This is a genomic window from Pseudomonas sp. DCB_AW (assembly GCF_026240895.1).
GTDB classification, from domain to species: Bacteria; Pseudomonadota; Gammaproteobacteria; order Pseudomonadales; family Pseudomonadaceae; genus Aquipseudomonas; species Aquipseudomonas kermanshahensis.
Window position 1 is genome coordinate 41,465 of sequence record NZ_JAPFCE010000010.1, and the last position, 24,179, is coordinate 65,643.

Annotated in this window: 20 protein-coding genes and 1 tRNA gene; 11 read left to right on the forward strand and 10 right to left on the reverse strand. The window is 63.7% G+C overall.

All coding sequences use genetic code 11. The features are described from left to right. Nucleotides 1-7: 7 nt before the first annotated feature. Nucleotides 8-700, reverse strand: a complete 693-nt coding sequence (gene ung / locus OO306_RS08905; protein WP_265968402.1) for a uracil-DNA glycosylase — start codon at nt 698-700, stop codon at nt 8-10. A gap of 126 nt (nt 701-826) precedes the next feature. Between ung and OO306_RS08910 the strand changes: the two genes are divergently transcribed. Then, on the forward strand, nt 827-1,933 hold the full coding sequence (locus OO306_RS08910) for an enoyl-CoA hydratase/isomerase family protein (protein ID WP_265968403.1): 1,107 nt from the start codon (nt 827-829) through the stop codon (nt 1,931-1,933). Between the two features lie 35 nt (nt 1,934-1,968). Here the strand turns inward: OO306_RS08910 and OO306_RS08915 are convergent, their stop codons facing one another. Further along, a complete protein-coding gene (locus OO306_RS08915; protein ID WP_252825678.1) occupies nt 1,969-2,409 on the reverse strand; it encodes a hypothetical protein in 441 nt (146 codons plus the stop codon). Nucleotides 2,410-2,621: 212 nt separating this feature from the next. Here OO306_RS08915 and OO306_RS08920 point away from each other — a divergent pair, with 212 nt between their 5' ends. From OO306_RS08920 to OO306_RS08945, 6 genes are all read left to right on the forward strand, one after another. Further along, a complete protein-coding gene (locus OO306_RS08920; protein ID WP_265968404.1) occupies nt 2,622-4,112 on the forward strand; it encodes a sensor domain-containing diguanylate cyclase in 1,491 nt (496 codons plus the stop codon). Then, a complete protein-coding gene (locus tag OO306_RS08925) occupies nt 4,105-4,326 on the forward strand; it encodes a cysteine-rich CWC family protein (protein WP_027594127.1) in 222 nt (73 codons plus the stop codon). The genes OO306_RS08920 and OO306_RS08925 overlap by 8 nt, the downstream gene beginning before the upstream one ends. Before the next feature lie 33 nt (nt 4,327-4,359). Next, the gene (locus tag OO306_RS08930) at nt 4,360-5,052 is read left to right on the forward strand and encodes a pseudouridine synthase (protein ID WP_265968405.1); all 693 of its coding nucleotides are present in this window, start codon (nt 4,360-4,362) and stop codon (nt 5,050-5,052) included. Nucleotides 5,053-5,593: 541 nt separating this feature from the next. Next, nucleotides 5,594-6,478 (forward strand): alpha/beta fold hydrolase, encoded by an 885-nt coding sequence (locus tag OO306_RS08935; protein ID WP_265968406.1) that lies wholly within the window; start codon nt 5,594-5,596, stop codon nt 6,476-6,478. A gap of 124 nt (nt 6,479-6,602) precedes the next feature. Continuing rightward, nucleotides 6,603-6,676, forward strand: a tRNA-Gly gene (locus OO306_RS08940). A 227-nt stretch (nt 6,677-6,903) separates the two neighbouring features. After that, nucleotides 6,904-8,604 carry a SulP family inorganic anion transporter gene (locus OO306_RS08945; RefSeq protein ID WP_027594124.1) on the forward strand — a complete coding sequence of 567 codons (1,701 nt, stop codon included), beginning with the start codon at nt 6,904-6,906 and terminating at the stop codon, nt 8,602-8,604. A 154-nt stretch (nt 8,605-8,758) separates the two neighbouring features. On the opposite strand, the gene OO306_RS08950 is transcribed toward OO306_RS08945, so the two are convergent. The 4 genes from OO306_RS08950 to OO306_RS08965 form a co-directional block, all read right to left on the reverse strand. After that, nucleotides 8,759-10,357 carry an alpha/beta hydrolase-fold protein gene (locus OO306_RS08950; protein ID WP_265968407.1) on the reverse strand — a complete coding sequence of 533 codons (1,599 nt, stop codon included), beginning with the start codon at nt 10,355-10,357 and terminating at the stop codon, nt 8,759-8,761. A 7-nt stretch (nt 10,358-10,364) separates the two neighbouring features. After that, complete coding sequence (locus OO306_RS08955) at nt 10,365-12,746, reverse strand: TonB-dependent receptor (protein ID WP_265968408.1); 2,382 nt, start codon at nt 12,744-12,746, stop codon at nt 10,365-10,367. Nucleotides 12,747-12,818: 72 nt separating this feature from the next. Next, the gene (locus tag OO306_RS08960; RefSeq protein WP_265968409.1) at nt 12,819-13,781 is read right to left on the reverse strand and encodes a FecR family protein; all 963 of its coding nucleotides are present in this window, start codon (nt 13,779-13,781) and stop codon (nt 12,819-12,821) included. Continuing rightward, nucleotides 13,774-14,313, reverse strand: coding sequence for an RNA polymerase sigma factor (locus tag OO306_RS08965; protein ID WP_099455186.1), 540 nt, complete (start codon nt 14,311-14,313; stop codon nt 13,774-13,776). Before OO306_RS08965 ends, OO306_RS08960 begins: the two co-directional genes overlap by 8 nt. 134 nt (nt 14,314-14,447) lie before the next feature. Here OO306_RS08965 and OO306_RS08970 point away from each other — a divergent pair, with 134 nt between their 5' ends. Beyond that, a complete protein-coding gene (locus tag OO306_RS08970) occupies nt 14,448-15,458 on the forward strand; it encodes a DUF4917 family protein (RefSeq protein WP_085273586.1) in 1,011 nt (336 codons plus the stop codon). A gap of 19 nt (nt 15,459-15,477) precedes the next feature. Here OO306_RS08970 and OO306_RS08975 read toward each other — a convergent pair whose 3' ends face one another. The 4 genes from OO306_RS08975 to OO306_RS08990 all read right to left on the reverse strand — a co-directional run bounded on the left by OO306_RS08975 (nt 15,478) and on the right by OO306_RS08990 (nt 18,360). Further along, nucleotides 15,478-15,987: an AlpA family transcriptional regulator gene (locus OO306_RS08975; protein ID WP_265968410.1), complete on the reverse strand. Its 510-nt coding sequence runs from the start codon at nt 15,985-15,987 to the stop codon at nt 15,478-15,480. Nucleotides 15,988-15,989: 2 nt separating this feature from the next. Beyond that, nucleotides 15,990-16,268, reverse strand: a complete 279-nt coding sequence (locus OO306_RS08980) for a hypothetical protein (protein ID WP_265968412.1) — start codon at nt 16,266-16,268, stop codon at nt 15,990-15,992. A gap of 164 nt (nt 16,269-16,432) precedes the next feature. Continuing rightward, a complete protein-coding gene (locus tag OO306_RS08985; protein ID WP_265968413.1) occupies nt 16,433-17,647 on the reverse strand; it encodes an SAM-dependent methyltransferase in 1,215 nt (404 codons plus the stop codon). A gap of 95 nt (nt 17,648-17,742) precedes the next feature. Further along, the gene (locus OO306_RS08990) at nt 17,743-18,360 is read right to left on the reverse strand and encodes a TPM domain-containing protein (protein ID WP_085273589.1); all 618 of its coding nucleotides are present in this window, start codon (nt 18,358-18,360) and stop codon (nt 17,743-17,745) included. Nucleotides 18,361-18,546: 186 nt separating this feature from the next. On the opposite strand from OO306_RS08990, the gene bglX reads away from it, so the two are divergent. The 3 genes from bglX to OO306_RS09005 all read left to right on the forward strand — a co-directional run bounded on the left by bglX (nt 18,547) and on the right by OO306_RS09005 (nt 24,032). Beyond that, nucleotides 18,547-20,838, forward strand: a complete 2,292-nt coding sequence (gene bglX / locus OO306_RS08995) for a beta-glucosidase BglX (protein ID WP_099430310.1) — start codon at nt 18,547-18,549, stop codon at nt 20,836-20,838. 117 nt (nt 20,839-20,955) lie between these two features. Beyond that, entirely contained in the window at nt 20,956-22,713 is a 1,758-nt protein-coding gene (locus OO306_RS09000) for an ATP-binding protein (protein ID WP_085273591.1), read from the forward strand. Beyond that, entirely contained in the window at nt 22,707-24,032 is a 1,326-nt protein-coding gene (locus tag OO306_RS09005) for a sigma-54 dependent transcriptional regulator (RefSeq protein ID WP_085273592.1), read from the forward strand. The genes OO306_RS09000 and OO306_RS09005 overlap by 7 nt, the downstream gene beginning before the upstream one ends. Nucleotides 24,033-24,179: the final 147 nt, after the last annotated feature.

A 24,179-nucleotide genomic window follows, 5' to 3' on the forward strand; every position in this document is an offset into this window, starting at 1 on the left:
CATGCCATCAAAGCGGCGGCAAGGCCCAGTTGATCGGTGCCAACCCACGCTGTTCGAGGAAGCCATTGGCCCGGCTGAAGTGCCCGCAACCGAGGAAGCCCCGATACGCCGACAAGGGCGACGGATGCACCGACTTCAGCACCAGGTGCTTGGTGCCATCGATCAGTTTCTGCTTGCCCTGGGCATGCGCGCCCCACAGCAGAAACACCACGTTCGGGCACTGCTCGCTGACCACCTGGATGACCCGGTCGGTAAAGAACTCCCAGCCCTTCTTGGCATGTGAAGCCGCATTGGCGCGCTCAACGGTCATGGTCGTGTTGAGCAGCAGCACGCCTTGCTCGGCCCAGCTCTGCAGGTAGCCGTGGCTGGCGATCGGGATGTTCAGGTCGCGCTGCAGCTCTTTGTAGATATTGACCAGCGACGGCGGCGTGGCGATGCCCGGCTGCACCGAGAAGCACAGGCCATGGGCCTGGCCTGGGCCGTGATACGGGTCCTGGCCGAGGATCACCACCTTGACCTGCTGCAACGGCGTCGAGTTAAGGGCATTGAAGATCAGCGGGCCCGGTGGGTAGATCTCTTTGCCGGCCGCGTGCTCCTGGCGCAGGAATTCGCGCAGCTGATGCATGTAGGGCTGGTCGAATTCGTCGCGCAATGCGGCTTTCCAGCTGGGTTCGAGTTTGATGCGATCGTCGTCAGTCATGGGGCCATCCGTAAACAATGGCGCGACACTAGGTAAGCCTCATCCGCTTGTCAAACGATCCGACCGACGACCGGCATGATCCCGCAGGCAGGCCATACTTGTGCGATGACCTGCGAGAGGTAGTCCATGTCTATTCATTGCGAGGTACTCACCGGTGCCGATGGCGCCTGCATCGGCATCGCCACCCTGGATGCACCCAAGGCGCTCAATGCACTGAACCTGCGGATGATCGAAGTGCTCGGCGAGCAGTTGCACGCCTGGGCCCGCGACCCTGGCGTGGTCTGCGTGCTGCTGCGAGGCAATGGCGCCAAGGCGTTCTGTGCCGGGGGCGACGTCAGGGCGCTGGCCCAGGCTTGCCGCGATCACCCCGGCAGCGTGCCGCCGCTGGCCGCCACCTTCTTCGCTGCCGAGTATCGCCTCGATTACCTGCTGCACACCTACCCCAAGCCGCTGCTGTGCTGGGGGCACGGGCATGTGCTGGGTGGCGGCATGGGGCTGCTGCAAGGCGCCAATGTGCGCATCGTCACGCCCAGCAGCCGGCTGGCGATGCCAGAGATCAGCATCGGCCTCTACCCCGACGTCGGCGCCAGCTGGTTCCTCGCCCGTCTGCCGGGCAAGCTGGGGCTGTTCCTCGGACTGACCGGCGCCCCGATCAATGCCCGCGATGCCCTCGACCTGGGTCTCGCCGATCGTTTCTTCGGCGAGCACCAGCAGGAGGAGTTGATCGAAGAGTTGTTGCAGCTGAACTGGCAGGAGCAGACCGAGTTGCAGCTCAACAGCCTGCTCAAGGCCGAGCAGCATCGTGCCTGCGAGGAGCTACCCGAGGCGCAATGGCTGCCCCGGCGCCAAGTGATCGATGAGCTGCTGGATGTCGCCGACCCCGCCGGCGCATGGCATGCGCTGCAACGCCTGAAACATCACAACGACCCTCTGCTGGCCGAAGCGGGTGAACGCCTGCATGAGGGGTGCCCGTTGACCGCGCACTTGGTGTGGGAACAGATCCGCCGGGCCCGGCACCTGTCATTGGCGCAGGTATTCCAGATGGAGTTCGGCATGAGCCTGAATTGCTGCCGTCATCCGGAATTCAGCGAAGGGGTGCGCGCGCGCCTGCTGGACAAAGACAATCAGCCGCGCTGGCACTGGCCGGATGTGGCGCAGGTGCCAGCGGCGGTGGTCGAGGCGCATTTTACCAAGGTCTGGGAGGGGCGCCATCCACTGGCGGATTTGGATTGATTATCTGCAACCGGGCCGCTGCGCACCCCAATTCATCACCGCTGCCAGTTGCGGCCCTGCCCCCGGCCGCCATCTGGCCTGCGGTCACGGTCCCCTCGCCCATTGGAATGCCAACGATCGTTCTGATAGCGCTGGCTGCCATCGCGATAGTCATGGCGGTCACGGTCACGCCCATAGTCATAGCGCTGGCGATTGCCGTAGTCATACCGCGGGTTGCCATGCCACTGGTTCATGCCTGGCTGCGGGTGGGGCCTGTACTGCGGCACCGGCGCCGGGCGGTAATAACGAGGTGCGGGCTGGTAGTAGTAACGCGGCTGCGGCGTTACATAGTAGCGGTCGTATCGGTAATACCCCGGTGACACATAACGGTCGGTGGAGTAGTAATCCGATCGGTAGTAGCCCCCGCCGCCGTAGTAAGGGGCGCAGGCAGACGTCATCAGACCCAACAGGGCGATCAACAGCATTCGATAGGACATGGCGGCCTCCTGGACCGCTGGAGTGCCCGAACAGCGGCGCTGGCGAGCGTCGATGCAAAACGCGTTCATCGACACTGAATAAGACCGCCATACCGAGGTGCAGTGCCATTTTTGCAATAATTTGAAACAGGTGCGATAACCCTGAAAAACTTGCAGTCATTTACCGGTCATCTCACTAGAATGACCGCCTTGGCACACATCACGGGAAGATCATGCCTGCACGTTCCGCTCTGTTTTCGCAGCGTTCGCTGATCGTCACCCTGCTGATGCTGCTGGCCAGCGGCTTTCTCGCCACTTCCCTGCTCAGCTACTTCGCCTCACGCAGTGCCATTCGCGATGGCATCGTGAACACCGAATTGCCACTGACCTCCGACACGGTCTATTCGGAAATCCAGAAAGACCTGATCCGCCCTGTGCTGATCGCCTCGATGATGGCCCAGGACACCTTCTTGCGGGACTGGGTATTGTCCGGTGAGCAGGACACCCAGCGCATCACCCGCTACCTGGGCGAGATCATGGGCAAGCAGGACATCTTCACCTCGTTCTTCGTCTCCGACCGCAGCCTCACCTACTACCAGGCCAAGGGCGTACTCAAGCAGATCAAGCCCGGCAGCTGGCGCGATGCCTGGTACTTTCGCCTGCGCGACCTCAAGGCACCCTATGAGATCAACGTCGACCTGGACATGGCCAACCAGGACAGCCTGACAGTGTTCATCAACTACCAGGTGCTGGACTACCAACACCGCTTCATCGGCGCGGCCGGGGTGGGCTTGAGTGTGTCGTCGGTGGTCAAGCTGATCGACGAGTACCAGCGCCGCTACCAGCGCTCGGTGCTGTTCACCGATGCCAAGGGCAAGGTCCTGCTGACCGGCTCCGAAGGTGGCCCCCACGGCTTGCGCGTCGGCCAGCCGCTTAGCGACAACCCCGAGCTGAGCGACCTGCTGGCACAGCAACCGGTACCTGGCGAAGGCAGCCACGAATACCGCGACAGCGACAACCACAGCCACTTTCTCAATGTGCGGCACCTGCCCGAGCTGGACTGGTACCTGCTGGTGGACAAGCGCGAAACCGGTACCCTGGACCGCATCCGCCACTCGCTGTACCTGAACCTGGCAATTTGCGCGATGATCACCCTGGTGGTGCTGTCACTGGTGCATGCGATGGTCAAGCGCCACCAGGCCAGCACCGAGGCGCTGGCCACCCTCGACAGCCTCACCGGCCTGCCCAACCGGCGCAGCTTCGACCTGCTGGCCGCCCAGGCCCTGCATGAGGCCCAGCGCGACAGCGGCCCGCTGGTGGCCCTGTTGATCGACCTTGACCACTTCAAGGTGCTCAATGACACCCATGGCCACCTGGCCGGCGACGAAGTGCTGCGCCAGTTCGCCAATGTGCTGCAGGGCAGCCTGCGCCAGTCGGATATACTCTGCCGCTGGGGCGGTGAGGAATTCATCGTGCTGCTGCGAGAGGCAGAAGGCCGGCAAGCGGTGGAAGTGGCGGAAAAAATCCGCCGCCGCACCGAACAGCTGACCTTCAGCTACGACGACCGACCGTTGCGCCTGACCACCAGCATCGGCCTGAGCAGCCTGCAACCGGGCGATACCTTGCATGCCCTGCTGACCCGCGCCGACCGTGCGCTCTATCGTGCCAAGCAGGCCGGCCGCAACCGCGTCTGCAGTGAAGTTTCCGGACCTGACCATGAATGACAGCCAGCACTGCCCCGCCTGCGGCGCCCTCAACCAGTGCAGCCTGGCCGACCCCCGCAGCGCCACGCAGGCCTGTTGGTGCTACAGCGTGACCATCGACCCCGCCGTGCTCCAGGCCCTGCCCGCCGAGTTGCGTGACAAGGCCTGCCTGTGCCCGCGCTGCGCAGCGGTCGAAGCGCAACTGCAGGCAGCGCCGCCCGGCACAAAGCGCTAGACTGCGCGGCCTTTAACTTCAGCCCTGTTCCCCATGCGCCTCGATCGTTTTCTTGCCAACCTGCCCTGCTACAACCGCCAGCACGTTCGCCTGCTGCTGGTGCAGCGCCGCGTGCGGGTCGATGGCCAAGTGGCGGTCGACCCGTTGACGGACGTGCGTGAGTTCAGCCGCGTCGAGGTGGATGAGCAACTGCTGCAGGCCGGGCGACCGGCGCGCTACCTGATGCTCAACAAGCCGACCGGGTGCGTCAGCGCCACCCAGGACCCACAACACCGCACGGTGCTCGAGTTGCTGCCCGCTGAACTGCGCGACGACCTGCACATTGCCGGGCGCCTGGACTTCAACACCACCGGCCTGCTGATCCTGACCAACGACGGCCAATGGTCGCGTCGCCTGACCCAGCCAACGACCAAACTGCCCAAGCATTACCTGGTCGAGACCGAAGACGAGATTGGCGAGCATTATGCTGCCAAGTTCCACGAAGGCCTGTATTTCGCCTTCGAAAACCTCACCACCCTGCCCGCCCAACTCGACATCCTTGGCCCCCGCCAGGCCCGGTTGGCTATCGTCGAGGGGCGGTACCACCAGGTCAAACGCATGTTTGGCCATTTCGACAACAAGGTGGTGGGGCTGCACCGCGAGAGCATGGGCGCGATTCGCCTGGATCCGGCGTTGGCACCGGGGGCATTCAGGGCGTTGACGGCCGAGGAAATCGACTCGGTCTAGGGTGTTTGCACTGGCCTCTTCGCGGGCAAGCCCGCTCCCACAGGATCTCCACAGTGCTGGAAGCCTGTGCAGTACCTGTGGCCCCCACAGGACTCCACAGCGTTGGAAGCCTGTGCAGTACCTGTGGCTCACACAGGACTCCACAGCGTTGGAGGCTTGTGCAGTACCTGTGGGAGCGGGCTTGCCCGCGAAGAGGCCAGAAAAGGCAACACTGGCAGTGTCACACGACCGCCCGGCGGCCCAAGTCACATATTTCCCCCAACGGCACTTGCAGGATCCCCAGCCCACTGCTTGAATCCAAATCGTCAGTCTGCATGTGACTCATGAGTCACGCCCGCAGTCGAAGACACCTTTTTGCCGGCCACCCAACGCCTAGATGCCTTGGGGCACGGCAAATTGCCCGCCAAAAACAATACCGTCGACATGTGTGCCAAGGATCGACACAGGGCCCCGGTTACTCTTCAAGGCAAATGCCTACCTGTCATAAAGAACGTGCACCCTAGGTGACGCGAATACCCTTTTTGCGCCAGGAGTCGATGACATGAGGCCAGAAATCGCTGTACTTGATATCCAAGGTCAGTATCGGGTTTACACGGAGTTCCATCGCGCGGATGCAGCCGAGAAGACGATCATTTTGATCAACGGTTCGCTGGCCACCACGGCCTCGTTCGCCCAGACAGTGCGGAACCTGCACCCACAATTCAACGTCGTGCTGTTCGACCAGCCGTACGCTGGCAAATCCAAACCGCACAACCGCCAGGAACGGCTGATCACCAAGGAGACCGAGGCGCATATCCTCCTTGAGCTGATCGAGCACTTCCAGGCCGATCACGTGATGTCGTTTTCGTGGGGCGGTGCGAGCACGCTGCTGGCGCTGGCGCACCAGCCGCGGCGAGTGAAGAAGGCCGTGGTCAGCTCGTTCTCGCCGGTGATCAACGAACCGATGCGCGACTACCTGGACCGTGGCTGCCAGTACCTGGCCGCCTGTGATCGCTACCAGGTCGGCAACCTGGTCAACGACACCATCGGCAAGCACCTGCCGTCGCTGTTCAAGCGCTTCAACTATCGCCACGTGAGCAGCCTGGACAGCCACGAGTACGCGCAGATGCACTTCCACATCAACGAAGTGCTGCATCATGACTTGGAACGGGCATTGAGTGGTGCGCGCAACATCGATATCCCGGTGCTGTTCATCAACGGCGACCGCGATGAGTACACCACGGCTGAAGATGCGCGCGAGTTTGGTCGCCATGTGGGCAAGAGCCACTTCAGCGTGATTCGCGATGCTGGGCACTTCCTCGACATGGAGACCAAGGCGGCCTGCGAAGACACCCGCAGTGCGCTGCTCGGCTTCCTCAAGCCGACCGTGCGTGAGCCACGTCAACGCTACCAGCACGTACAGGGGCAGCATGCACTGGCCATCTGAGCGCCTCGGCGTCCTGTAGCCCTTTACCCGCAGGCTATGGGTCGCCGACAAGCTTTTTATAACCCTTTTTTATAACTTGGGCTTCTAATTCGATGAGGGTTCTGGTAAAAAGTCGAACGCAGACGCGGGTATAGTTTAGTGGCAAAACGAAAGCTTCCCAAGCTTTAGTTGAGGGTTCGATTCCCTCTACCCGCTCCACATCGCATTCCCGCATGGCGTTCCAGCAACGTCATCGCTGTCAAAAGGAGCCTCGGCTCCTTTTTTCGTTTCTGCCTATTCGTTTTCATGCCCCTTTTGTTGATCTGGCCCATGGCCACTTCCCAGCCGTTGCGCTTGAATGCGCGGCCGGCGAATCCGCTTGCAAGCGAAACGGCTTGAAGCGCATATGCTTGATGGATTCGTGAAACATTTCGAAAGGACCGCGCATGTTTCTGTCCCGCTGGCTACCTGGCCTCGCCAACCTGTTGCACTACCGCCGTGAGTGGTTTCATGCCGACCTGCAGGCTGGGCTTTCGGTGGCGGCTATCCAGATCCCCATCGCCATCGCTTACGCACAAATCGTCGGCCTGCCGCCGCAATATGGCCTGTATGCCTGCGTGCTACCGATGATGGTGTATGCCCTGATCGGCAGCTCGCGTCAGCTGATGGTCGGCCCGGACGCCGCCACCTGCGCGATGATCGCCGGGGCCGTGGCACCGCTGGCGCTGGGCGACCCCCAGCGTATTGCCGAGCTGTCGGTAATTGTCACCGTGCTGGTGGGCGTGATGCTGATCGGCGCGGGCCTGGCCAGGGCCGGGTTCATCGCCAGCTTCTTCTCACGGCCGATCCTGATCGGCTACCTCAATGGCATTGGCCTGAGCCTGATCGCCGGGCAGTTGTCCAAGGTGGTCGGGTTCAAGATCGAGGGCGACGGGTTCATCCTGAGCCTGGTCAACTTCCTCCAGCGCCTGGGCGAGATTCATGGGGTGACCCTGGCCATCGGCCTGTCCGCGCTGGCGCTGCTGATCTGGCTACCGCAGCGCTACCCACGGCTACCGGCGGCGCTGGTGGCGGTGGCGCTGTTCACGGTTGTGGTAGGCCTGTTCGGCCTGGACCGCTTCGGTGTCGCCATCCTCGGCCCGGTACCGGCCGGCATGCCGCAACTGGCTTGGCCGCAAAGCAACCTGGCAGAAATGAAAAGCCTGCTGCGCGACGCCCTGGGTATTGCCACCGTCAGTTTCTGCAGCGCCATGCTCACAGCGCGCAGTTTTGCCGCACGCCATGGCTACGCTATCAACGCCAACCATGAGTTCGTGGCGCTCGGGGTGAGCAACCTGGCGGCCGGGATGTCCCAAGGCTTTGCCATCAGTGGCGCCGACTCGCGTACCGCAGTCAACGACATGGTCGGCGGCAAGAGCCAGCTGGTCGGCATCATCGCTGCGCTGGTGATCGCCCTGATCCTGCTGTTCTTCACCGCCCCCATGGCCTGGATCCCCCAGGCGGCGCTGGGGGCCGTGTTGCTGATGGCGGGCTGGGGGCTGATCGACATCAAGTCGCTGAAGAGCATCCGGCGCCTGAGCCGCTTCGAGTTCTGGCTCTGCCTGCTGACCACGGTCGGCGTGCTGGGCCTGGGCGTGCTGCCGGGTATCGTGTTTGCCGTGACCCTGGCGATCCTGCGCCTGCTGTACAGCATCTACCAGCCCACCGACGCAGTGCTGGGCTGGCTGCCGGGCACCGAGGGCCAAGTCGACATCCGCAAGTTCAAGGACGCCCGCACCGTACCGGGGTTGGTGGTGTACCGCTTCGACGATGCGATCCTGTTCTTCAATGCCGACTACTTCAAGATGCGCCTGCTGGAAGCCGTGCAGAGCCAGGCCCAGCCCAAGGTTGTGCTGTTCGATGCCGAAGCGGTGACCAGCATCGACGTCAGCGGCATTGCCGCGCTGCGCGAAGTCCGCGACACCCTGGCTGCCCAAGGCATCTTCTTCGCCATCGCCCGCGCCCGCGGCACCTTCCTGCGCATGCTGGTGCGCTCAGGGATGGCACGGGAGATGGAGGACAAACTGCTGTTCGGCTCGGTACGCGCCGGGATCCGCGCGTATCGGGTGTGGCGGAACAGGAGTCGCCACGTGTCAACACCGGAGTAAAACGCGTCAACGTGCTTACGCTGAATCCAGGCCAATCACCCTCTACTGTAGGAGCAGCCTTGTGCTGCGAAGAGGCCAGTGACAACACATACTCTTCGCTGTTAGCGCTGGCCTCTTCGCAGCACAAGGCTGCTCCTACAAGGGATGCAGGGCATCAACGGTATTCAGCGCACGCCTGGGAACTGGCCTTACCCGGCCTGCCGATCAGGCTCACCAGGCCACACGGCAGTGACCCGCGCCATTGCAGGTAATCATGCCCCGCGGGGTACTCCACCGCTTCCACCGCATAGCCCTTGGCACGCAACACATCGCGCAGGTGGCGGTTGGTATCCAGAATCGTCGGGCCTTCGAACAGCCCCGATTGCAGGTAGAAACGTAGCGGCTTGGGGGTTGCCTTGACGTACTCACGGGTCAGCCAGCCTGGCTCTTCCCCGTCCTTGGCCCACCAGTACGACCCCGACAGGCTCAGCACATTGCCGAACAGCTCAGGGTGCATCAGGCCCAGGTAGGACGCGGCCAGCCCCCCGTAGCTGGAGCCGGCGATTACCGTACGGGCCGCGGGTGCACTCAAGCCTTGTTGTCGCGCCCAGGGCATTAGTTGTTCGGCCATGAAGCGGGCGAACCGTGGGTTGGGTGGCAGCTCCTGCTGGCGGCTGAGGTCGCTGGGGTTGGCGATGATGATGGCTGCCGTGGGCGGGATCAGGCCATCGGCGATCAGGTTGTCGAGAAGGGTCGGCGTAGGCACTTGGCGGGTATAGGCGTGGGCATCGAACAGCACCAGCAAGGCCTGGCCTGCAGCACCCGGGCGCCAGCCAGCCGGTCGGTACAGGTAGACATCGCGCGTGTTGCCCAGCACGTCGCTGGCCAGGCGCTTGCGTTCGAGCGTGCCACGGGCGATACCCGACCGCTCGGCTACCCAAGGTTGCGGTGGCGCATCCGGCAATTCCAGGCGTGAACGCGACAGCCAGGCATCACCGCTGCTGTCGGCGAAGGTGGCAGGGTTGAGCGGGTCGCGGCGCGTGGTGGCAAGAATCACCCGGCGGTCATCCGACGCTGGCACATCAGGCGCCATTTGGTAGCTGAGCCGGGTGCTGGCCGGGACCTCGAAACTGGCGTACCAGACATCGCTGGTGCCAAGCCGTTGCAGCGCTTCGTGACGGCCCGAAGGCGCGCCGAACATCCGCACATTGTGCTGGGCGCCGCGCCACAGAAACGTCACCAGGCGCTGCTGCGGCTGGCCCGGTAGGCGCTCGACCAGCGGCGTGCCCTGGGCCTTTCGCGCGTTCCAGAACGCCTCGGTATCACCGCCCTGGGCAAGCTGCCCGGCCAACTCGGCCAGGGCCGGGCTGGCCAGCCGTGGTGGGCTTTGCTGCTGCTCGGCACGCGCCAGTACCTGCTCCAGGCGCAGGCTGAAAGGGGCGCCCGGGCGCCCGTCCAGTGGCTCTGCACGCAAGCCATATGCACCCGGGCTGTCGGCGACAAAGATGAACGCGCGCGGCTGGTCCTGGCCGTCGATCAACAGGCGCAAGGGCCTGCCCTGCGGGTCCAGCAGGCGCAGGCTGACGTCGCCGTCGACCCGGCCGCGCACCAGGTCGCCCGCCTTGAGCCCAACGTGCCAGACCGTGCTGCCTGCGGACATGGCCTGGCCCTTGACAGCCTGACCGGGCTGCAGCGTGGCTTCGCTTGCAGCCTGCGCCACGGCGCTGGTCAAGGCCAGCAGCAAGGCGCAACGGATGAGAGAGTTGCGGTTCATGCGCACCTCAGAAGTCGACGCTGGCGGACAGCTTCAAGGTGCGCGGTTCGCTGACGGTGGCATACCCCGGGTTGAACACCCCCGCCCAGTAGGCACGATTCTCGACGTTCTCCAGGCTGGCGCGCAGGGTCACGTCCTTGCTCAGCACGCGGGTGGCGTAGCGCGCGCCCAGGTCGTAGCGCGTCCATTGTGGGATTTTCAGCGTGTTCTCGTCGTCCAGGTACTGCGAGCTGCTGTGAATGCCCAGTGCCGTCAGGGTCAGGCCATCGACCCAGGGCAGGTCCCACTCGGCGCCGAGGTTGGCCGACCAGGCCGGTACACCGCGGGCGGTGTTGCCATCCAGGGTACCGTTGGCCGTCTTGCTCAGTTCGGCGCGGGTGTAGGTCACCCCGCCCAGCAGGCGTACGCCAGGGGCGGCTTCACCGAACATGTTCCATTCCACGCCACGGTTGCGCTGCTCGCCATCATCGGTGTACCAGAAGGTGTCGCCGCGGGTGTTCTTGACCATGCTGGGTTTCTCGATCTGGAACACCGCCAGGGTATGGCTGAACGTGCCCAGGTCCCACTTCACGCCCGCTTCCATCTGCTTGGCCACGTACGGCGCAAATTGCTCGTCCTTGTTCAGGGCCCCCACCTCGGTCACCGTGCCACCTTGGGTCAGGCCTTCGATGTAGTTGGCGTACAGCGACACCGGCGCATCCCAAGGCTTGACCACGATGCCAAAGGCCGGGGTCAGTTTGCGTTCGTCATAGGCCGTTGGTTTGCTCATCTTCTGCCGAACCCGCTGGGCACGCGCACCCAGGGTCAGCAACACACGCTCGTCGAAGAAACCGAGGGTGTCGGCCAGGGCGAAGCTGGACAAGGTATTGTCGCCGGTCTTGTCATTCGAGCCGTGATCACCGGCAATCACCCCTTTGACCGGGCGATAGAGGTTGGTGTCGTAGGTGGCGCCGGTGACCGTGGGCGCTCGGCCGATGTCCTGGTGCAGCAGCGACGTCGTCAACACCAGCTGGTGGGTGACCGGCCCCGTCATGAAGTTGCCGCGCAGGCCGGCCTCGCTGGACAGGCTGTGGGTGTAGCCGGCCTGGTTGTAAGTCTGCCCCTTGGCGCTGCCATCGGCCGCCTGCACCCGGATGCGGGTGCCGTTCAGGAAGCCGTCGTAGTACGTGCGTGCCCCACCCACACTGGCAAATGCCGTCCAGTCGTCGTTGAGCTGGTACTCGCCGCGCAGCACCACTGCCTTGCTGACTTGTTTGGCATAGATGCCTTCCAGCACGTTGGTGTCGGGCTTGGGCGCCTTGGTCACGTAGCCCAGCTCGCTGAAGCCCGCCATCATCGGGCTGCCGTTGTCGAGTTTTTCATGGGTCTCGTAGGCATCCAGTTCGAGCTTGAAGTCGTCACCTCGGTAATCCAGCGCCAGGGCGGCCAGCGTGCGGTCCTTCGACTGTTCGTCGACGCCCATGTCGCCACTGCCATACACCCCATTGAAGCGGACACCAAAGCGCCCATCCGCAAAGCGTCGGGCCACGTCGATGTGCTGGGCAAAGTAGCCGTCGGAAACGTAGCTTGTGGTCAGCCGGGTCAGTGGGGCATCGCCGGCACGCTTGGGTACCAGGTTGACATTGCCGCCCACCCCGCCATTAGGCGCCATGCCGCTGAGCAATGCGCTTGGGCCTTTAAGCACTTCGACCCGTTCGAGGAATTCGGTCGGCACATGGCCATCTGGCGCCAGGCCGTACAGGCCATTTACCGCCAACTCCGAGGACTCTAGGCCATAGCCACGGATCATGAAGTTCTCGTAGGCATGGCCTTCGCCGGTGCTGAAGCGGATCGACGGGTCATTGCGCAACACGGCGCCAACCGTGCCGCTCTGCTGGTCGGCGATGGTCTTGGCGGTGTAGGCGGTGATGTTGAATGGCGTGTCCATGATGTCGCGATTGCCCAGCATGCCAAGCCGTGCACCGCGCGCCACCTGGCCGCCGCTGTAGGCCTCGGGCAGTTCACTGTTGAAACCGGCGGCGTTGACGTTGGTGGCGCCGAGGGTCAAGGCGCCGTCCTCGGCGGTGCTGCGCAGGGTCACCACGCCGTTGTGCTCCTCGGCCACCAGGTCGGTGCCGATCAGCAACTGCTGCAAGGCTTGCAGCACGCTGAAGCGCCCGTGCAGGGCGGGCGCAGTGCGGCCCGCGAGTACCCGGCTGTCAGCGGCAATGGCCACACCGGACTGGCGGGCAAGGGCGTGCACCGTGGTTTCCAGCGATTGGCTCGGAAAATCCAGGGCCAGTGGCTGGCTGTCAGCCAGGGCCATGCCCGGCGACAACAGGCTGCCCAGTGCGCAGGCCAGGGCCAGGTGGCGCAGTGGCACGGATAAACGGGTGGAGGCGAACGACATGAAGGGTCCTTGCTCTTGGAGGGGTTCACCGTTGATGACGCCGCTCCAGCGGCTTACCCCTCAAAACTTTTTTCAGCGCGCCAACAGTTCCACCCTGCCCTGCCGTTCGCTCAGGCGCACCGGCAGAATGCGTGGCAACGCTTCCAGCAGTTTCTGCGGCTGATCGATAGGGAAGCTGCCGGTCAGCTTCAGTTCGGCGACTTCCGGCGCCAGCAGCACGGGCTGCGGCAGATAGGCATTGAGCTCGCCGATCACTTCGCGCAGCGACTGGTCGGTGTAAGACCACCAACCGCGTTGCCAATGGTCGACGTCCGGGCCGAGTCGCCCCTGCGCATGCAGGTTGCTCAGGTGCCCCTGAGCATCGATGCAGACACGTTCGCCAGCGCCAAGGGTACGTTCGCCACCGTGCAGGTCACGCACCTGTACACGGCCGCGGGCCACCGCCACGAACACCCGGTCACCCCGGTCGCTGACCGTGAAGGCCGTGCCCAGCACCTGGACACTGCCCACACGGGTGCTGATATGGAAAGGCCGCCAGCGCTCATGGGCGACGTCGAAGAAGACATTGCCGTGCAACAGCATCACCTGGCGCTGGCCATGGTCGAAGCGGATACGCAGGTTGCTCTCGGCCGCCACCAGCAGTTGGCTGCCATCGGGCAAGGCCAGGCTGCGGGGCTGTTCGCCGTGCGCGGTCTGCAGGTCTTGCTGGAATGCAGCGGTGCGCTGCCACATCCAGCCCAGCCAGCCACCTGCCGCCAGCAGTACCGCCAACGCGCCGCCCTGGCGCAACAGGCGCCGACGGCCCGGATCATGCGGCTGCGGCTGCAGGGCGCCGCGCAATTGCGGCGCCAGGCGATGCACCAGTTGCCAGCGCTGCTCGGCCTCATGCCAGGCGCGCTCATGTTCGTCGCTCTTACCCCGCCAGCGCAGCGCCTGGCCGCTGGCTTCGCGCACACGCGTGGGGTCGTCGCCATGCATCGCCGCGAGGTAGACCAAGGCCTGTTGCACCTTGCGTGCGGCAACCGGGTCAGCCATGGCGGCTGGCCAGGCGCAGTTCGGAGAGGTCGAACACCGCGCGGGCGATGTGCAGTTCCACCGACTTGGCCGACAGCGCCAGCGCCTCACACACCTCGCGATGGCTCTGGCCATACAGCCGCACCCGCACGAACACTTCGCGGCGCAGGCGCGGCATGCGCTCGATCAGTGCAATCAGTTGCTGCAACTGCTCGCGCGCGATCAGGATGTCCTCGACGCTGGGGCTCAAGCCGTCGACGCGCACCAGCCAATCCTCCAGCGCCGCCAACTCGGTGCTGCGCCGCCGGTACTGATCGATGCACAAGTTACGCGCCGCCTGGAACAACAACGCGCGCGCATTGAGCACCGGCGCATTCAGCGCGTGGGCATAGGCCTGGGCAAAGCTGGACTGAGCGATGTCTGCGGCGTCGTCGGGGTTGCGCAGGCGCCCGCTGAGGTAGCGACGCAGGTCACTGTAGTTGGCCAGCAGATCATCGACGACCGCCTGCAAGGCCGGCGCAGGGCCGCTCCAGGGTGTGGAAAAGGATGTCATTGAAGGTGAGCGTCGCTAATAGGAATCCGTATCATTCTCACACACGACTTCTTGTCCTCGCCAGCCTCAATCACCTAGCGCTTGAATGACATGCTACAGTCGCCCCGTTTTCCGCTCCGCCCAACGGACCCCGCATGCCCGCACTTGACGCTTACCTCACCCCCTGGCCAGAACTCGACCAACGCCACCCTTGCGACGCCCTGCTGCTGGGCAACGGCGCCAGCCGTGCACTGTGGAAGCCGTTTGGCTATTTCTCGCTGTTCGAGGAAGCGCAGCGCGCGGGCCGCAAAAAAGGCCTGGCGATCAGCGACCAAGCCTTGTTCAAGTCACTCGCCACCGAATTGTTCGAGCCCGTGCTCAGCGCCCTCAACAGCACGGTGCGGGTCAACGCGGCCCTGGCCATCAACTCCACGGCACCGCTGAACCGCTACTACTCGATCAAGGAAGCGCTGATTCATGCCGTGCGCACGGTGCATCTGCCATGGCCGCTGATGCCAGCCGCCACGCTGGCCATGCTGAACCAGGCCTTGCGCGGCTATCGCAACATCTACACCAGCAACTACGACCTGATCGTGCCTTGGGCCGTGCAGCACGCCCCCCAAGGTTTTGCCGAGCTGTTCGATGAGCAAGGCTTTTTCGACGTACGCCGCACCCGCAGTGAAGGCACCCGCGTGCTGCACCTGCATGGCGGCCTGCACCTGCTGAAACTGCCGGATGGCACCACCCGCCAACGCAGCGCAGAGAGCGCCGAGTTGCTCGATGGCTTTGCCGTGAACATTCCGGGGGAAGTGCCCTTGTTCATCAATGAAGACCGCAGCGACGAAAAGCTGCGCGCCATTCGTCACTCGGACTACCTCAGCTGGTGCTTGGCGCAATTGGCGCAGGAGAGCCAGGGGCTATGCCTGTTCGGGCAGCATCTGGACAGCAGTGACCAGCACCTGGTCGAGGCGGTTCGACAGGCACAACCTCGCCATTTGTCGATTGCCATTCGGCCGTTGGGGGAGGCGTCGGTGATCAATCAGAAGCAGCACTTCATCGACCGGTTCGGGGATTTACCGGCGACTGCACTGCACTTTTTCGATGCGAGTACGCACCCGTTGGGGTTGGCTGACTTGGCGATCGAGGTGCCGGCTGCTCGGCGTTGAGGTGAGCTCAGGCTTAGGTTCAACAGGCCGGGTTCGTTGAATGGCCAAAAACCCGCTCATAGGCACTCGATACATTGACCGTCATCGCTACGCGAGCCAGATCAAGTGTTTGCTGGCCGATAGCATAGCTTCCGCGTGCCTGTAACCAGACCAGAACCTCAGCCAGGTGCCAAAGCGAAGTACTGCCCTCGTGAATAGGTGCCGGAAAACTATGGCTGTGCGCGAGCATCAATTTACGCATGTTCTGGCGCGATACGCCCACCATTTCGGCTACATCGGTAAGCCCGACGAGGTCTGGGGTTGCCTCGATCAGGCGCGCGGCAGGCACTGCTTCACGAACACCGTCAAGGGCGCTATGTAGGGCTTCTCTGGCCGTTGAAGCCTCGCGCACAAACGCCAGCGCCAAACGACCGGGCTGCCCTACCCCAACCAAGGCGTCGTCACAACCGGCCTTGGCCAGACGCTCCAGCAGCGCATCGGTATCTTCGTTTTCGTTCAGTTGATACTTCAGGGTGAACTCATATTCCATCGCTACTGCTCCTCGGCAGCATGTGCTGCGCCTTTCGTCATCCTGCCGCCAGAACAGTTATCCACCACACGCCGTAGCTGGCGTGCAAAGTTGCCTGGGCTCTTTGGGGTACTCCAGACGCTGGTAATGCAAAATTCCCCACAACGGCAATCTGCGTCGTTGAGGGGGCAATACAGCTTCCCCCAGCAATGCCCACCGCCCACCTCGACTCTCCATCCCTGTAACTCCGCGTGCCTCAAGGCCTGTTCGACCTCCTTCTTGGCATGACTGGGGCGTGACATCAGCTTGTCTCCAGTGTGGGCTCGCAATGACAAGGTTGTCAAACGACAACCAGCAATACCTTGCAGGTGCACGCCACACTACAGACTTCTTCACGTCAAACACCGTCTCGAGGTGCTCTGGAGAAATTTCCTACCCACATTCAGGATCAGCGCTCAGCGAGCATTCAGATCAACCCGTCCCCCCGCAACAACGTCTCCAGGCAATGCTCCTGCACCCCATAAAACCCCTTGAGTTGCGCAATCTTCTCCAGCAGCGCCGCGTTATCCACCGGCTGTTTGCGCTTCACCGCGAGAATCATCTTGTTCTTGTTGGTGTGTTCCAACGAAATGAACTCGAACACCTTGGTTTCATAACCACAGGCTTCCAGGTACAGCGCTCGCAGGCTGTCGGTGAGCATCTCGGCCTGCTGCCCCAGGTGCAACCCATACTGCAGCATCGGCTGTAGCAAGCCTGGGCTGTGCAGTTGCGGGCGGATCTGTTTGTGGCAGCACGGCGAGCACATGATGATCGCGGCGTTGCAGCGGATGCCGGTGTGGATGGCGTAGTCGGTGGCGATGTCGCACGCGTGCAGGGCGATCATCACCTCGATGGCTTCGGGCACCACGCTGCGTACATCGCCGCACTGGAATTCTAGGCCCGGGTGGTCCAGGCGCGAGGCCGCGGCGTTGCACAGGTCGACCATTTCCTGGCGCAGCTCCACGCCGGTCACCTGGGCGTCGCGGCCCAGCGTGTTGCGCAGGTAGTCGTGCATGGCGAAGGTCAGGTAACCCTTGCCCGAGCCAAAGTCGGCTACGCGCAGGGCCTGTTCGGAAGGCAGCGGCGCGCTGGCCAGGGCGTGCTCGAACACCTCGATGAACTTGTTGATCTGCTTCCACTTGCGCGACATCGACGGGATCAGCGCACCTTGCGCATCGGTCACGCCCAGGTCACGCAAAAAGGGCCGCGACAGCTGCAGGTAACGCTTTTTCTCCCGGTCATGGCCACTGCTCGCAGCCGCATCACGCGGCGCCTGGGCGCCGTGGCGCTGGAGCATGGGCTTGCCTTTCTTGCTGAAGGTCAGTTGCACTTCGCCGTCCGCATCGAACAGGTGCGCATTGCGAAAGCTGTCAGGCAGCAGCTCGGCAACCAGCGCTTCGGCCTGCTCCAGTGGCAGGTTGCGGGTGATGTCACGGGTCTGGTGGCGATACACCAGTGACAGGCAGGGCTGGCCCTTGACCTGCAGTGGCTTGGCGATGATCCGCTGCAGGGTCTGATCGGCACCCACATGGCGCGCCAGCACCAGTTTGACCAAGGTATTGCCGTGCAGGGCAGCGCTCAGCAGCTCTAGGAACTGGGCGCGCGCCTCTGGCGCGGTGGAAGCGGAAGGACTGGCGGACATGAAAAACGGTGCCTCGAGTTGCGGGGAGCGCGTTGCGCAATGCCACGCATTCTACAGGTGTGAGGCTGGCCCCCCAATCCATACGCCCGCTTTTGTCAGTCCAGAATCACCAAACGGTTGGGCAGTTCGTTGCGGGCATGGGTGCGCGGCACGTGCTCACTGAGCAACTCACCGCAGGCGTCGATGCAATCGACAAAGCCTTGCAAGGTCCGGCCCTGACGCACCTGTTCGGCAAAGCGCCCTACGATGGCCGCGCGGGCGCTGGCATCGAGGTATTGCTCCACCCCTTGGTCGACCAGGATTTCCACATGCCGCTCCGCTTCGCTGACGAAAATCAGCACCCCCGTGGCACCGCGGGTGCGCTGCAGGTTCTGCTCGCGAAACTGCTGGCGGGCCAGGCTCGACGCCCGCCAGCGGCGCCAGGCACGCGGGATCAGCCAGCCGGCCAGGCGCGGGTGGCGCAGCAGCAGGCACAAGCCGATGAACAGCACGACGTTGGCCACCAGCAAGCCACGGATACCGGGCCAGCCCAGCAGCATCTGCAGCAAGCCCGGCACGGCCAGCGCCAGCACCGCGGCCCAGAACAGTGGCAGGTAGGCGTAATCGTCGGCACGGCGGGCCAGCACCGTTACCAGTTCGGCATCGGTACGCCGTTCGGCACGGGCAATGGCTTCGGCGATCTGACGTTGATCGTATTCATTGAGGGGGGTCATGCCAGCGGTCTCTCGATCGTTCTTATTGTTGTTGTCCAGGCATTCAGGGTGCCATCGGCCGCCGACATATTCAGGCATAATCCGCCGCTGGAAGAATCGCCCCCGAACTGTACAACAATAGCCGCCTGAAAACTTCGGCCGCGCGCGTATCACGGTGGATACGGCAGAGGCCCCACAACGGAATTGATGATGAAACTGTCTTTGCTGGGCCTGGCCATGGGCCTTGTCAGTCAGGCGGCCCTCGCCGCCCCTACCGCTCCGCCCCTGCAGGACAAGCAGGCGTTCATCGATCACCTGATCAGCCAGATGACCGAGGCCGAAAAAATCGGCCAGCTGCGCCTGATCAGCATCGGCCCGGAGATGACCCACGAGCAAATCCGCGAAGAAATCGCCGCAGGCCGCATCGGTGGCACCTTCAACTCGCGCACCGCGCCCGAGAACCGGCCGATGCAGGACGCCGCCATGCGCAGCCGCCTGAAGATTCCGATGTTCTTCGCCTACGACACCATTCACGGCGAGCGCACCATTTTCCCGATCGGCCTGGGCATGGCCGCGACCTGGGACATGGACGCGATTGCCAAGGTCGGCCGCACTGCCGCCATCGAGGCCGCTGCCGACGCCCTGGACATGACCTTCGCGCCGATGGTCGACATCGCCCGCGACCCGCGCTGGGGCCGCACCAGTGAAGGCTTTGGTGAAGACACCTACCTGACCTCGCGAATCGGCCAGGTGATGGTCCGCTCGTTCCAGGGCAGCAGCCCGGCCAACCCCGACAGCATCATGGCCATCGTCAAGCACTTTGCCCTGTATGGCGCGGTGGAAGGCGGCCGCGACTACAACACGGTCGATATGAGCCTGACGAAAATGTACAACGACTACCTGCCGCCCTACCGCGCCGCGCTCGATGCCGGTGCTGGCGGGGTCATGGTGGCGTTGAACTCGATCAACGGCGTGCCGGCCACCTCCAACACCTGGTTGATGAACGACCTGCTGCGCAAGGAGTGGGGCTTCAAAGGTGTGACCATCAGTGACCACGGCGCCATCCAGGAACTGATCCGCCACGGGGTTGCCCGTGATGGCCGTGAAGCGGCCAAACTGGCGATCAAGGCCGGTATCGACATGAGCATGAACGACACGCTGTACGGCGAAGAGCTGCCAGGGCTGCTCAAGGACGGTGAAGTGACCCAGGGCGAACTGGACCAGGCGGTGCGCGAAGTGCTTGGCGCCAAGTACGACATGGGTCTGTTCAAAGACCCGTACGTGCGGATCGGCAAAGCCGAAACCGACCTCAAGGACTATTACGGTAACGACCGCCTGCACCGCGACGCCGCGCGTGACGTGGCCCGCCGCAGCCTGGTCCTGCTGGAAAACCGCAACCAGACCCTGCCACTGAAGAAGGCCGGCACCATTGCCCTGGTCGGCCCATTGGCCGATGCGCCGATCGACATGATGGGCAGCTGGGCGGCCGACGGCAAACCGGTGCATTCGGTGACCGTTCGCGAAGGCCTGCGCCGCGCCGTGGAAGGCAAGGCCAAGCTGGTCTACGCCAAGGGTTCCAACGTCACCGGCGACAAGGCGATGTTCGACTACCTGAACTTCCTCAACTTCGACGCCCCGGAAATCGTCAACGACCTGCGCCCTGCCGCGGTATTGATCGATGAAGCGGTCAAGGCCGCGCAGCAGTCCGACGTGGTGGTCGCGGTGGTCGGCGAGTCGCGTGGCATGTCTCACGAGTCGTCGAGCCGTACCACCCTGGAAATTCCGGCCAGCCAGCGCGAACTGATCAAGGCCCTGAAAGCCACCGGCAAGCCGCTGGTACTGGTGCTGATGAATGGCCGCCCGCTGTCGATCGCGTGGGAACGCGAGCAGGCCGACGCCCTGCTGGAAACCTGGTTCAGCGGCACCGAAGGCGGCAATGCCATCGCTGACGTGCTGTTCGGCGACTACAACCCGTCCGGCAAGCTGGCCATCACCTTCCCGCGTTCAGTCGGGCAGATTCCGATGTACTACAACCACACGCGCATTGGCCGGCCGTTCACACCCGGCAAGCCAGGCAACTACACCTCGCAGTACTTCGAAGAGCCCAACGGGCCGCTGTATCCGTTTGGTTATGGCTTGAGCTATAGCAGCTTCGAATTGTCAGGTCTGGCCCTGTCGAGCAAGGACCTCAAGCGTGGCGCTACGTTGGAGGCCAAGGTCACGGTGAAGAACACCGGCAAGCGTGATGGCGAGACCGTGGTGCAGCTGTATCTGCAGGATGTCTCGGCCTCCATGAGCCGCCCGGTCAAAGAGCTGAAGAACTTCCAGAAACTGATGCTCAAGGCTGGCGAGTCGCGAACCTTGACCTTCAGCATCAACGAGGAAGACCTGAAGTTCTACAATGGCCAACTGCAGCGGGTTGCAGAGCCTGGGGAGTTCAATGTCCAGGTAGGGCTGGATTCCGAGGCGGTGCAGCAGAAAAGTTTCGAGTTGTTGTAAGCAGTACCCGCCTTTTGCTGGATAAACCCGCTCCCCAGGCTACATGCGATCGCTGTGGGAGCGGGTTTACCCGCGAATGGGCCGGCCCTGATCCCCCTTATCTTTCGGATCCGCCCCATGCCGTTTTCCTTTCGCGCCCTGCGTCTGGGGCTGATCGTCCTGTTCATCCTGCTCGGCACCGCGCTCAGCGCCGGCTGGGCCATGCACCAGGCCAAGCGCCAGGCCATGGCAGACGACGCCCAACGCGCCAGCCAGCAACTGGGCCTGTACGCCAACGCCCTGCATACCCTGATCGAACGCTACCGCGCCCTGCCCGCCGTGCTGGCACTCGACCCGGAACTGATCGCAGCCCTGCGCGGCCCGGTCAGCGAGCCGGTACAAGACGCCCTGAACCGCAAGCTCGAACGCATCAACGGTGCCGCCAACTCGTCTACCCTCGAACTGCTCGACCGCACCGGGCTGGCCATCGCGGCCAGTAACTGGCGGCTGCCGAGCAGCTACGTGGGCTCCAACTACGGCTTTCGCCCCTATTTCAAACAGACCCGCAGCCAAGGCAGCGGCCGCTTCTACGCGGTGGGTGTGACCAGTGGCGTGCCAGGCTACTTCCTGGCCAGCGCGGTGAATGATGAGCATGGCCGCTTCCTCGGTGCCATGGTGGTCAAGCTCGAATTCCCCGAGCTGGAACGTGAATGGCGCCAGGGCAACGATATCCTGCTGGTCAGCGATGCCCGTGGCATTACCTTCATCGCCAACCAGGACGGCTGGCGCTACCGCGAGCTGCAGCCGCTGAGTGGCGCTGACCGTGCAGAACTGGCTGAAACCCGCCAGTACGACAAACAACCCCTGGTGCCCCTGCAGCATCAGGTTCTGACCCGTTTTGCCGACAATAGCCACCTGGCCCGCGTGCAAGGGCCGGAGGGCGTCGCCGAATACCTGTGGGAACGCCTGCCGCTGCAAGGTGAAGACTGGACCTTGCACCTGTTGCGCAAACCGCAGGTCGCCGCCGACGGTCGCAACGCCGCCCTTGGCGCTGCGGCCGTGTGGCTGAGCCTGGTCTTCGCGGCGCTGTTCGTCAGCCAGCGCCTGCGCCTGGCACGCTTGCGCCAGCGCAGCCGCGAAGCACTCAAGCGCCAGGTCGAAGAGCGCACCCGTGAACTGCGCACCGCGCAAGAAGGCCTGGTGCAATCGGCCAAGCTGGCCGCCCTCGGGCAGATGTCGGCAGCCATGGCCCACGAGATCAACCAGCCGCTGACCACCCAGCGCATGCAGTTGGAAACCCTGCGCCTGCTGCTCGACCATGGCCGCTACGACGAAGCGCGCAAGGCCCTTGAACCCCTGGAACAGATGCTCACGCGCATGGCCGCGCTCACCAGCCACCTGAAGACCTTTGCCCGCAACAGCCCGGTCGGGCTGCGCGAGCGCCTGGACCTGGCCGGCGTGGTCGACCAGGCCCTGCACCTGCTGGATACCCGTATTCGCAGCGAGGGCGTCGAGGTCGCGCTGTACCTGGCACGCCCAGCCTGGGTGCGCGGGGACGCCATCCGCCTGGAGCAAGTGCTGATCAACCTGTTGCGCAATGCCCTCGACGCCATGGCCGACAAACGCTACAAACGCCTGGAGATCCGCATCGAGCTGGATCACGACCAGTGGCGCCTGAGCGTGCTCGATTCGGGGGGCGGTATTGCCGAAGAACACCTGGCCAAGGTCTTCGACCCCTTCTTCACCACCAAACCCGTGGGCGAAGGGCTGGGCCTTGGCCTGGCCATTTCCTATGGCATCGTCCACGAAGCCGGCGGCCAACTGCAGGCCGAGAACCTGCCGGGCGGCGCCCGCCTGAGCCTCACCCTGCCCCGCGACCTGGAGCCTGTATGTTGAATTCAGTGATCGTCGTCGATGATGAAGCCAGTATCCGCACGGCGGTCGAGCAATGGCTGAGCCTGTCCGGCTTCAGCGTGCAACTGTTCGCCCGCGCGGAGGATTGCCTGGCGCAATTGCCACAGCATTTTGCCGGCGTGATCATCAGCGATGTACGCATGCCGGGCATGGATGGCCTGCAACTGCTCGAGCGCTTGCAGGCAGAGGACCCCGACCTGCCGGTAATCCTGCTGACTGGCCATGGCGATGTGCCGATGGCGGTGGATGCCATGCGCAAGGGGGCCTACGACTTCCTCGAAAAACCCTTCACCCCGCAGCACCTGCTGGGCAGCCTGCGTCGCGCCCTGGAAAAGCGCCAACTGGTGCTGGAGAACCGCCGGCTGCACGAGCAGGCCGACCTCAAGTCACGCCTCGAAAACACCCTGCTGGGCATGTCCCAGGGCCTGCAACAGCTGCGCCGGCAGGTGCTGGAGCTGGCCGGCCTGCCGGTCAATGTGCTGATCCGCGGCGAAACCGGCAGTGGCAAGGAGCGCGTGGCCCGCTGCCTGCACGACTTCGGCCCGCGTGCGGGCAAACCCTTCGTGGCCCTCAACTGCGCGGCAATCCCTGAATCACTGTTCGAAGCCGAGCTGTTTGGCCATGAGAGCGGCGCCTTCACCGGCGCCCAGGGCAAGCGGATCGGCAAGCTTGAGTATGCCAACGGGGGCACGGTGTTTCTTGACGAGATCGAGAGCATGCCCCTCGCCCAGCAGGCAAAACTGCTGCGGGTGATCCAGGAACAGAAGCTCGAACGCCTGGGCGCCAACCAGAGCATCAGCGTCGACTTGCGCATCATCGCCGCGACCAAACCGGACCTGCTGGAAGAAGCCCGCGCCGGGCGCTTTCGCGAAGACCTCGCCTATCGCTTGAACGTCGCCGAGCTGCGCTTGGCCCCCTTGCGAGAGCGACGTGAGGACATCCCCTTGCTGTTCGAACACTTTGCCCGTGCTGGCGCTGAAAAACTGGGCAGAACAGCGCCGCCGCTCAGCGGTAGCCAGTTGGCGCAGCTGCTTTCCCACGACTGGCCGGGCAACGTGCGCGAGTTGGCCAACGCGGCGGAGCGGCATGCGCTGGGGCTGGGTTCGCCGAACATAGAAGTGGCACCGGCCGGGCAGTCGCTGGGCGAGCAGATGGAGGCGTTTGAAGCGCAGTGCTTGCGAGCGGCGTTGCGTCAGAGCAAAGGGGAGATAAAGGGGGTGATGGAGGCTTTGCAACTGCCGCGGCGTACGCTGAACGAGAAAATGCAGCGGCACGGGTTGGTGCGCGAAGACTTCCTGTAATAGGCGAATTTCTGCTTACCATCCGCGCTGGATGAGCGGAAATCCGCTCATCCGTGATGCCAACGCTTTACCTGCAAGGGGCTGCCTTGCAGCCTTTCGCGGGCAAGCCCGCGCCTACCAAGCCCGCATGCGCAGTGGGCTTGGTGC

Excerpts from the sequence above, each read along its gene's own strand:
- ung (WP_265968402.1), bottom strand. The coding sequence starts at position 700 with ATGACTGACGACGATCGCATCAAACTCGAACCCAGCTGGAAAGCCGCA.
- OO306_RS08910 (WP_265968403.1), top strand. The coding sequence starts at position 827 with ATGTCTATTCATTGCGAGGTACTCACCGGTGCCGATGGCGCCTGCATC.
- OO306_RS08915 (WP_252825678.1), bottom strand. The coding sequence starts at position 2,409 with ATGTCCTATCGAATGCTGTTGATCGCCCTGTTGGGTCTGATGACGTCT.
- OO306_RS08920 (WP_265968404.1), top strand. The coding sequence starts at position 2,622 with ATGCCTGCACGTTCCGCTCTGTTTTCGCAGCGTTCGCTGATCGTCACC.
- OO306_RS08925 (WP_027594127.1), top strand. The coding sequence starts at position 4,105 with ATGAATGACAGCCAGCACTGCCCCGCCTGCGGCGCCCTCAACCAGTGC.
- OO306_RS08930 (WP_265968405.1), top strand. The coding sequence starts at position 4,360 with ATGCGCCTCGATCGTTTTCTTGCCAACCTGCCCTGCTACAACCGCCAG.
- OO306_RS08935 (WP_265968406.1), top strand. The coding sequence starts at position 5,594 with ATGAGGCCAGAAATCGCTGTACTTGATATCCAAGGTCAGTATCGGGTT.
- OO306_RS08945 (WP_027594124.1), top strand. The coding sequence starts at position 6,904 with ATGTTTCTGTCCCGCTGGCTACCTGGCCTCGCCAACCTGTTGCACTAC.
- OO306_RS08950 (WP_265968407.1), bottom strand. The coding sequence starts at position 10,357 with ATGAACCGCAACTCTCTCATCCGTTGCGCCTTGCTGCTGGCCTTGACC.
- OO306_RS08955 (WP_265968408.1), bottom strand. The coding sequence starts at position 12,746 with ATGTCGTTCGCCTCCACCCGTTTATCCGTGCCACTGCGCCACCTGGCC.
- OO306_RS08960 (WP_265968409.1), bottom strand. The coding sequence starts at position 13,781 with ATGGCTGACCCGGTTGCCGCACGCAAGGTGCAACAGGCCTTGGTCTAC.
- OO306_RS08965 (WP_099455186.1), bottom strand. The coding sequence starts at position 14,313 with ATGACATCCTTTTCCACACCCTGGAGCGGCCCTGCGCCGGCCTTGCAG.
- OO306_RS08970 (WP_085273586.1), top strand. The coding sequence starts at position 14,448 with ATGCCCGCACTTGACGCTTACCTCACCCCCTGGCCAGAACTCGACCAA.
- OO306_RS08975 (WP_265968410.1), bottom strand. The coding sequence starts at position 15,987 with ATGGAATATGAGTTCACCCTGAAGTATCAACTGAACGAAAACGAAGAT.
- OO306_RS08980 (WP_265968412.1), bottom strand. The coding sequence starts at position 16,268 with ATGTCACGCCCCAGTCATGCCAAGAAGGAGGTCGAACAGGCCTTGAGG.
- OO306_RS08985 (WP_265968413.1), bottom strand. The coding sequence starts at position 17,647 with ATGTCCGCCAGTCCTTCCGCTTCCACCGCGCCAGAGGCGCGCGCCCAG.
- OO306_RS08990 (WP_085273589.1), bottom strand. The coding sequence starts at position 18,360 with ATGACCCCCCTCAATGAATACGATCAACGTCAGATCGCCGAAGCCATT.
- bglX (WP_099430310.1), top strand. The coding sequence starts at position 18,547 with ATGATGAAACTGTCTTTGCTGGGCCTGGCCATGGGCCTTGTCAGTCAG.
- OO306_RS09000 (WP_085273591.1), top strand. The coding sequence starts at position 20,956 with ATGCCGTTTTCCTTTCGCGCCCTGCGTCTGGGGCTGATCGTCCTGTTC.
- OO306_RS09005 (WP_085273592.1), top strand. The coding sequence starts at position 22,707 with ATGTTGAATTCAGTGATCGTCGTCGATGATGAAGCCAGTATCCGCACG.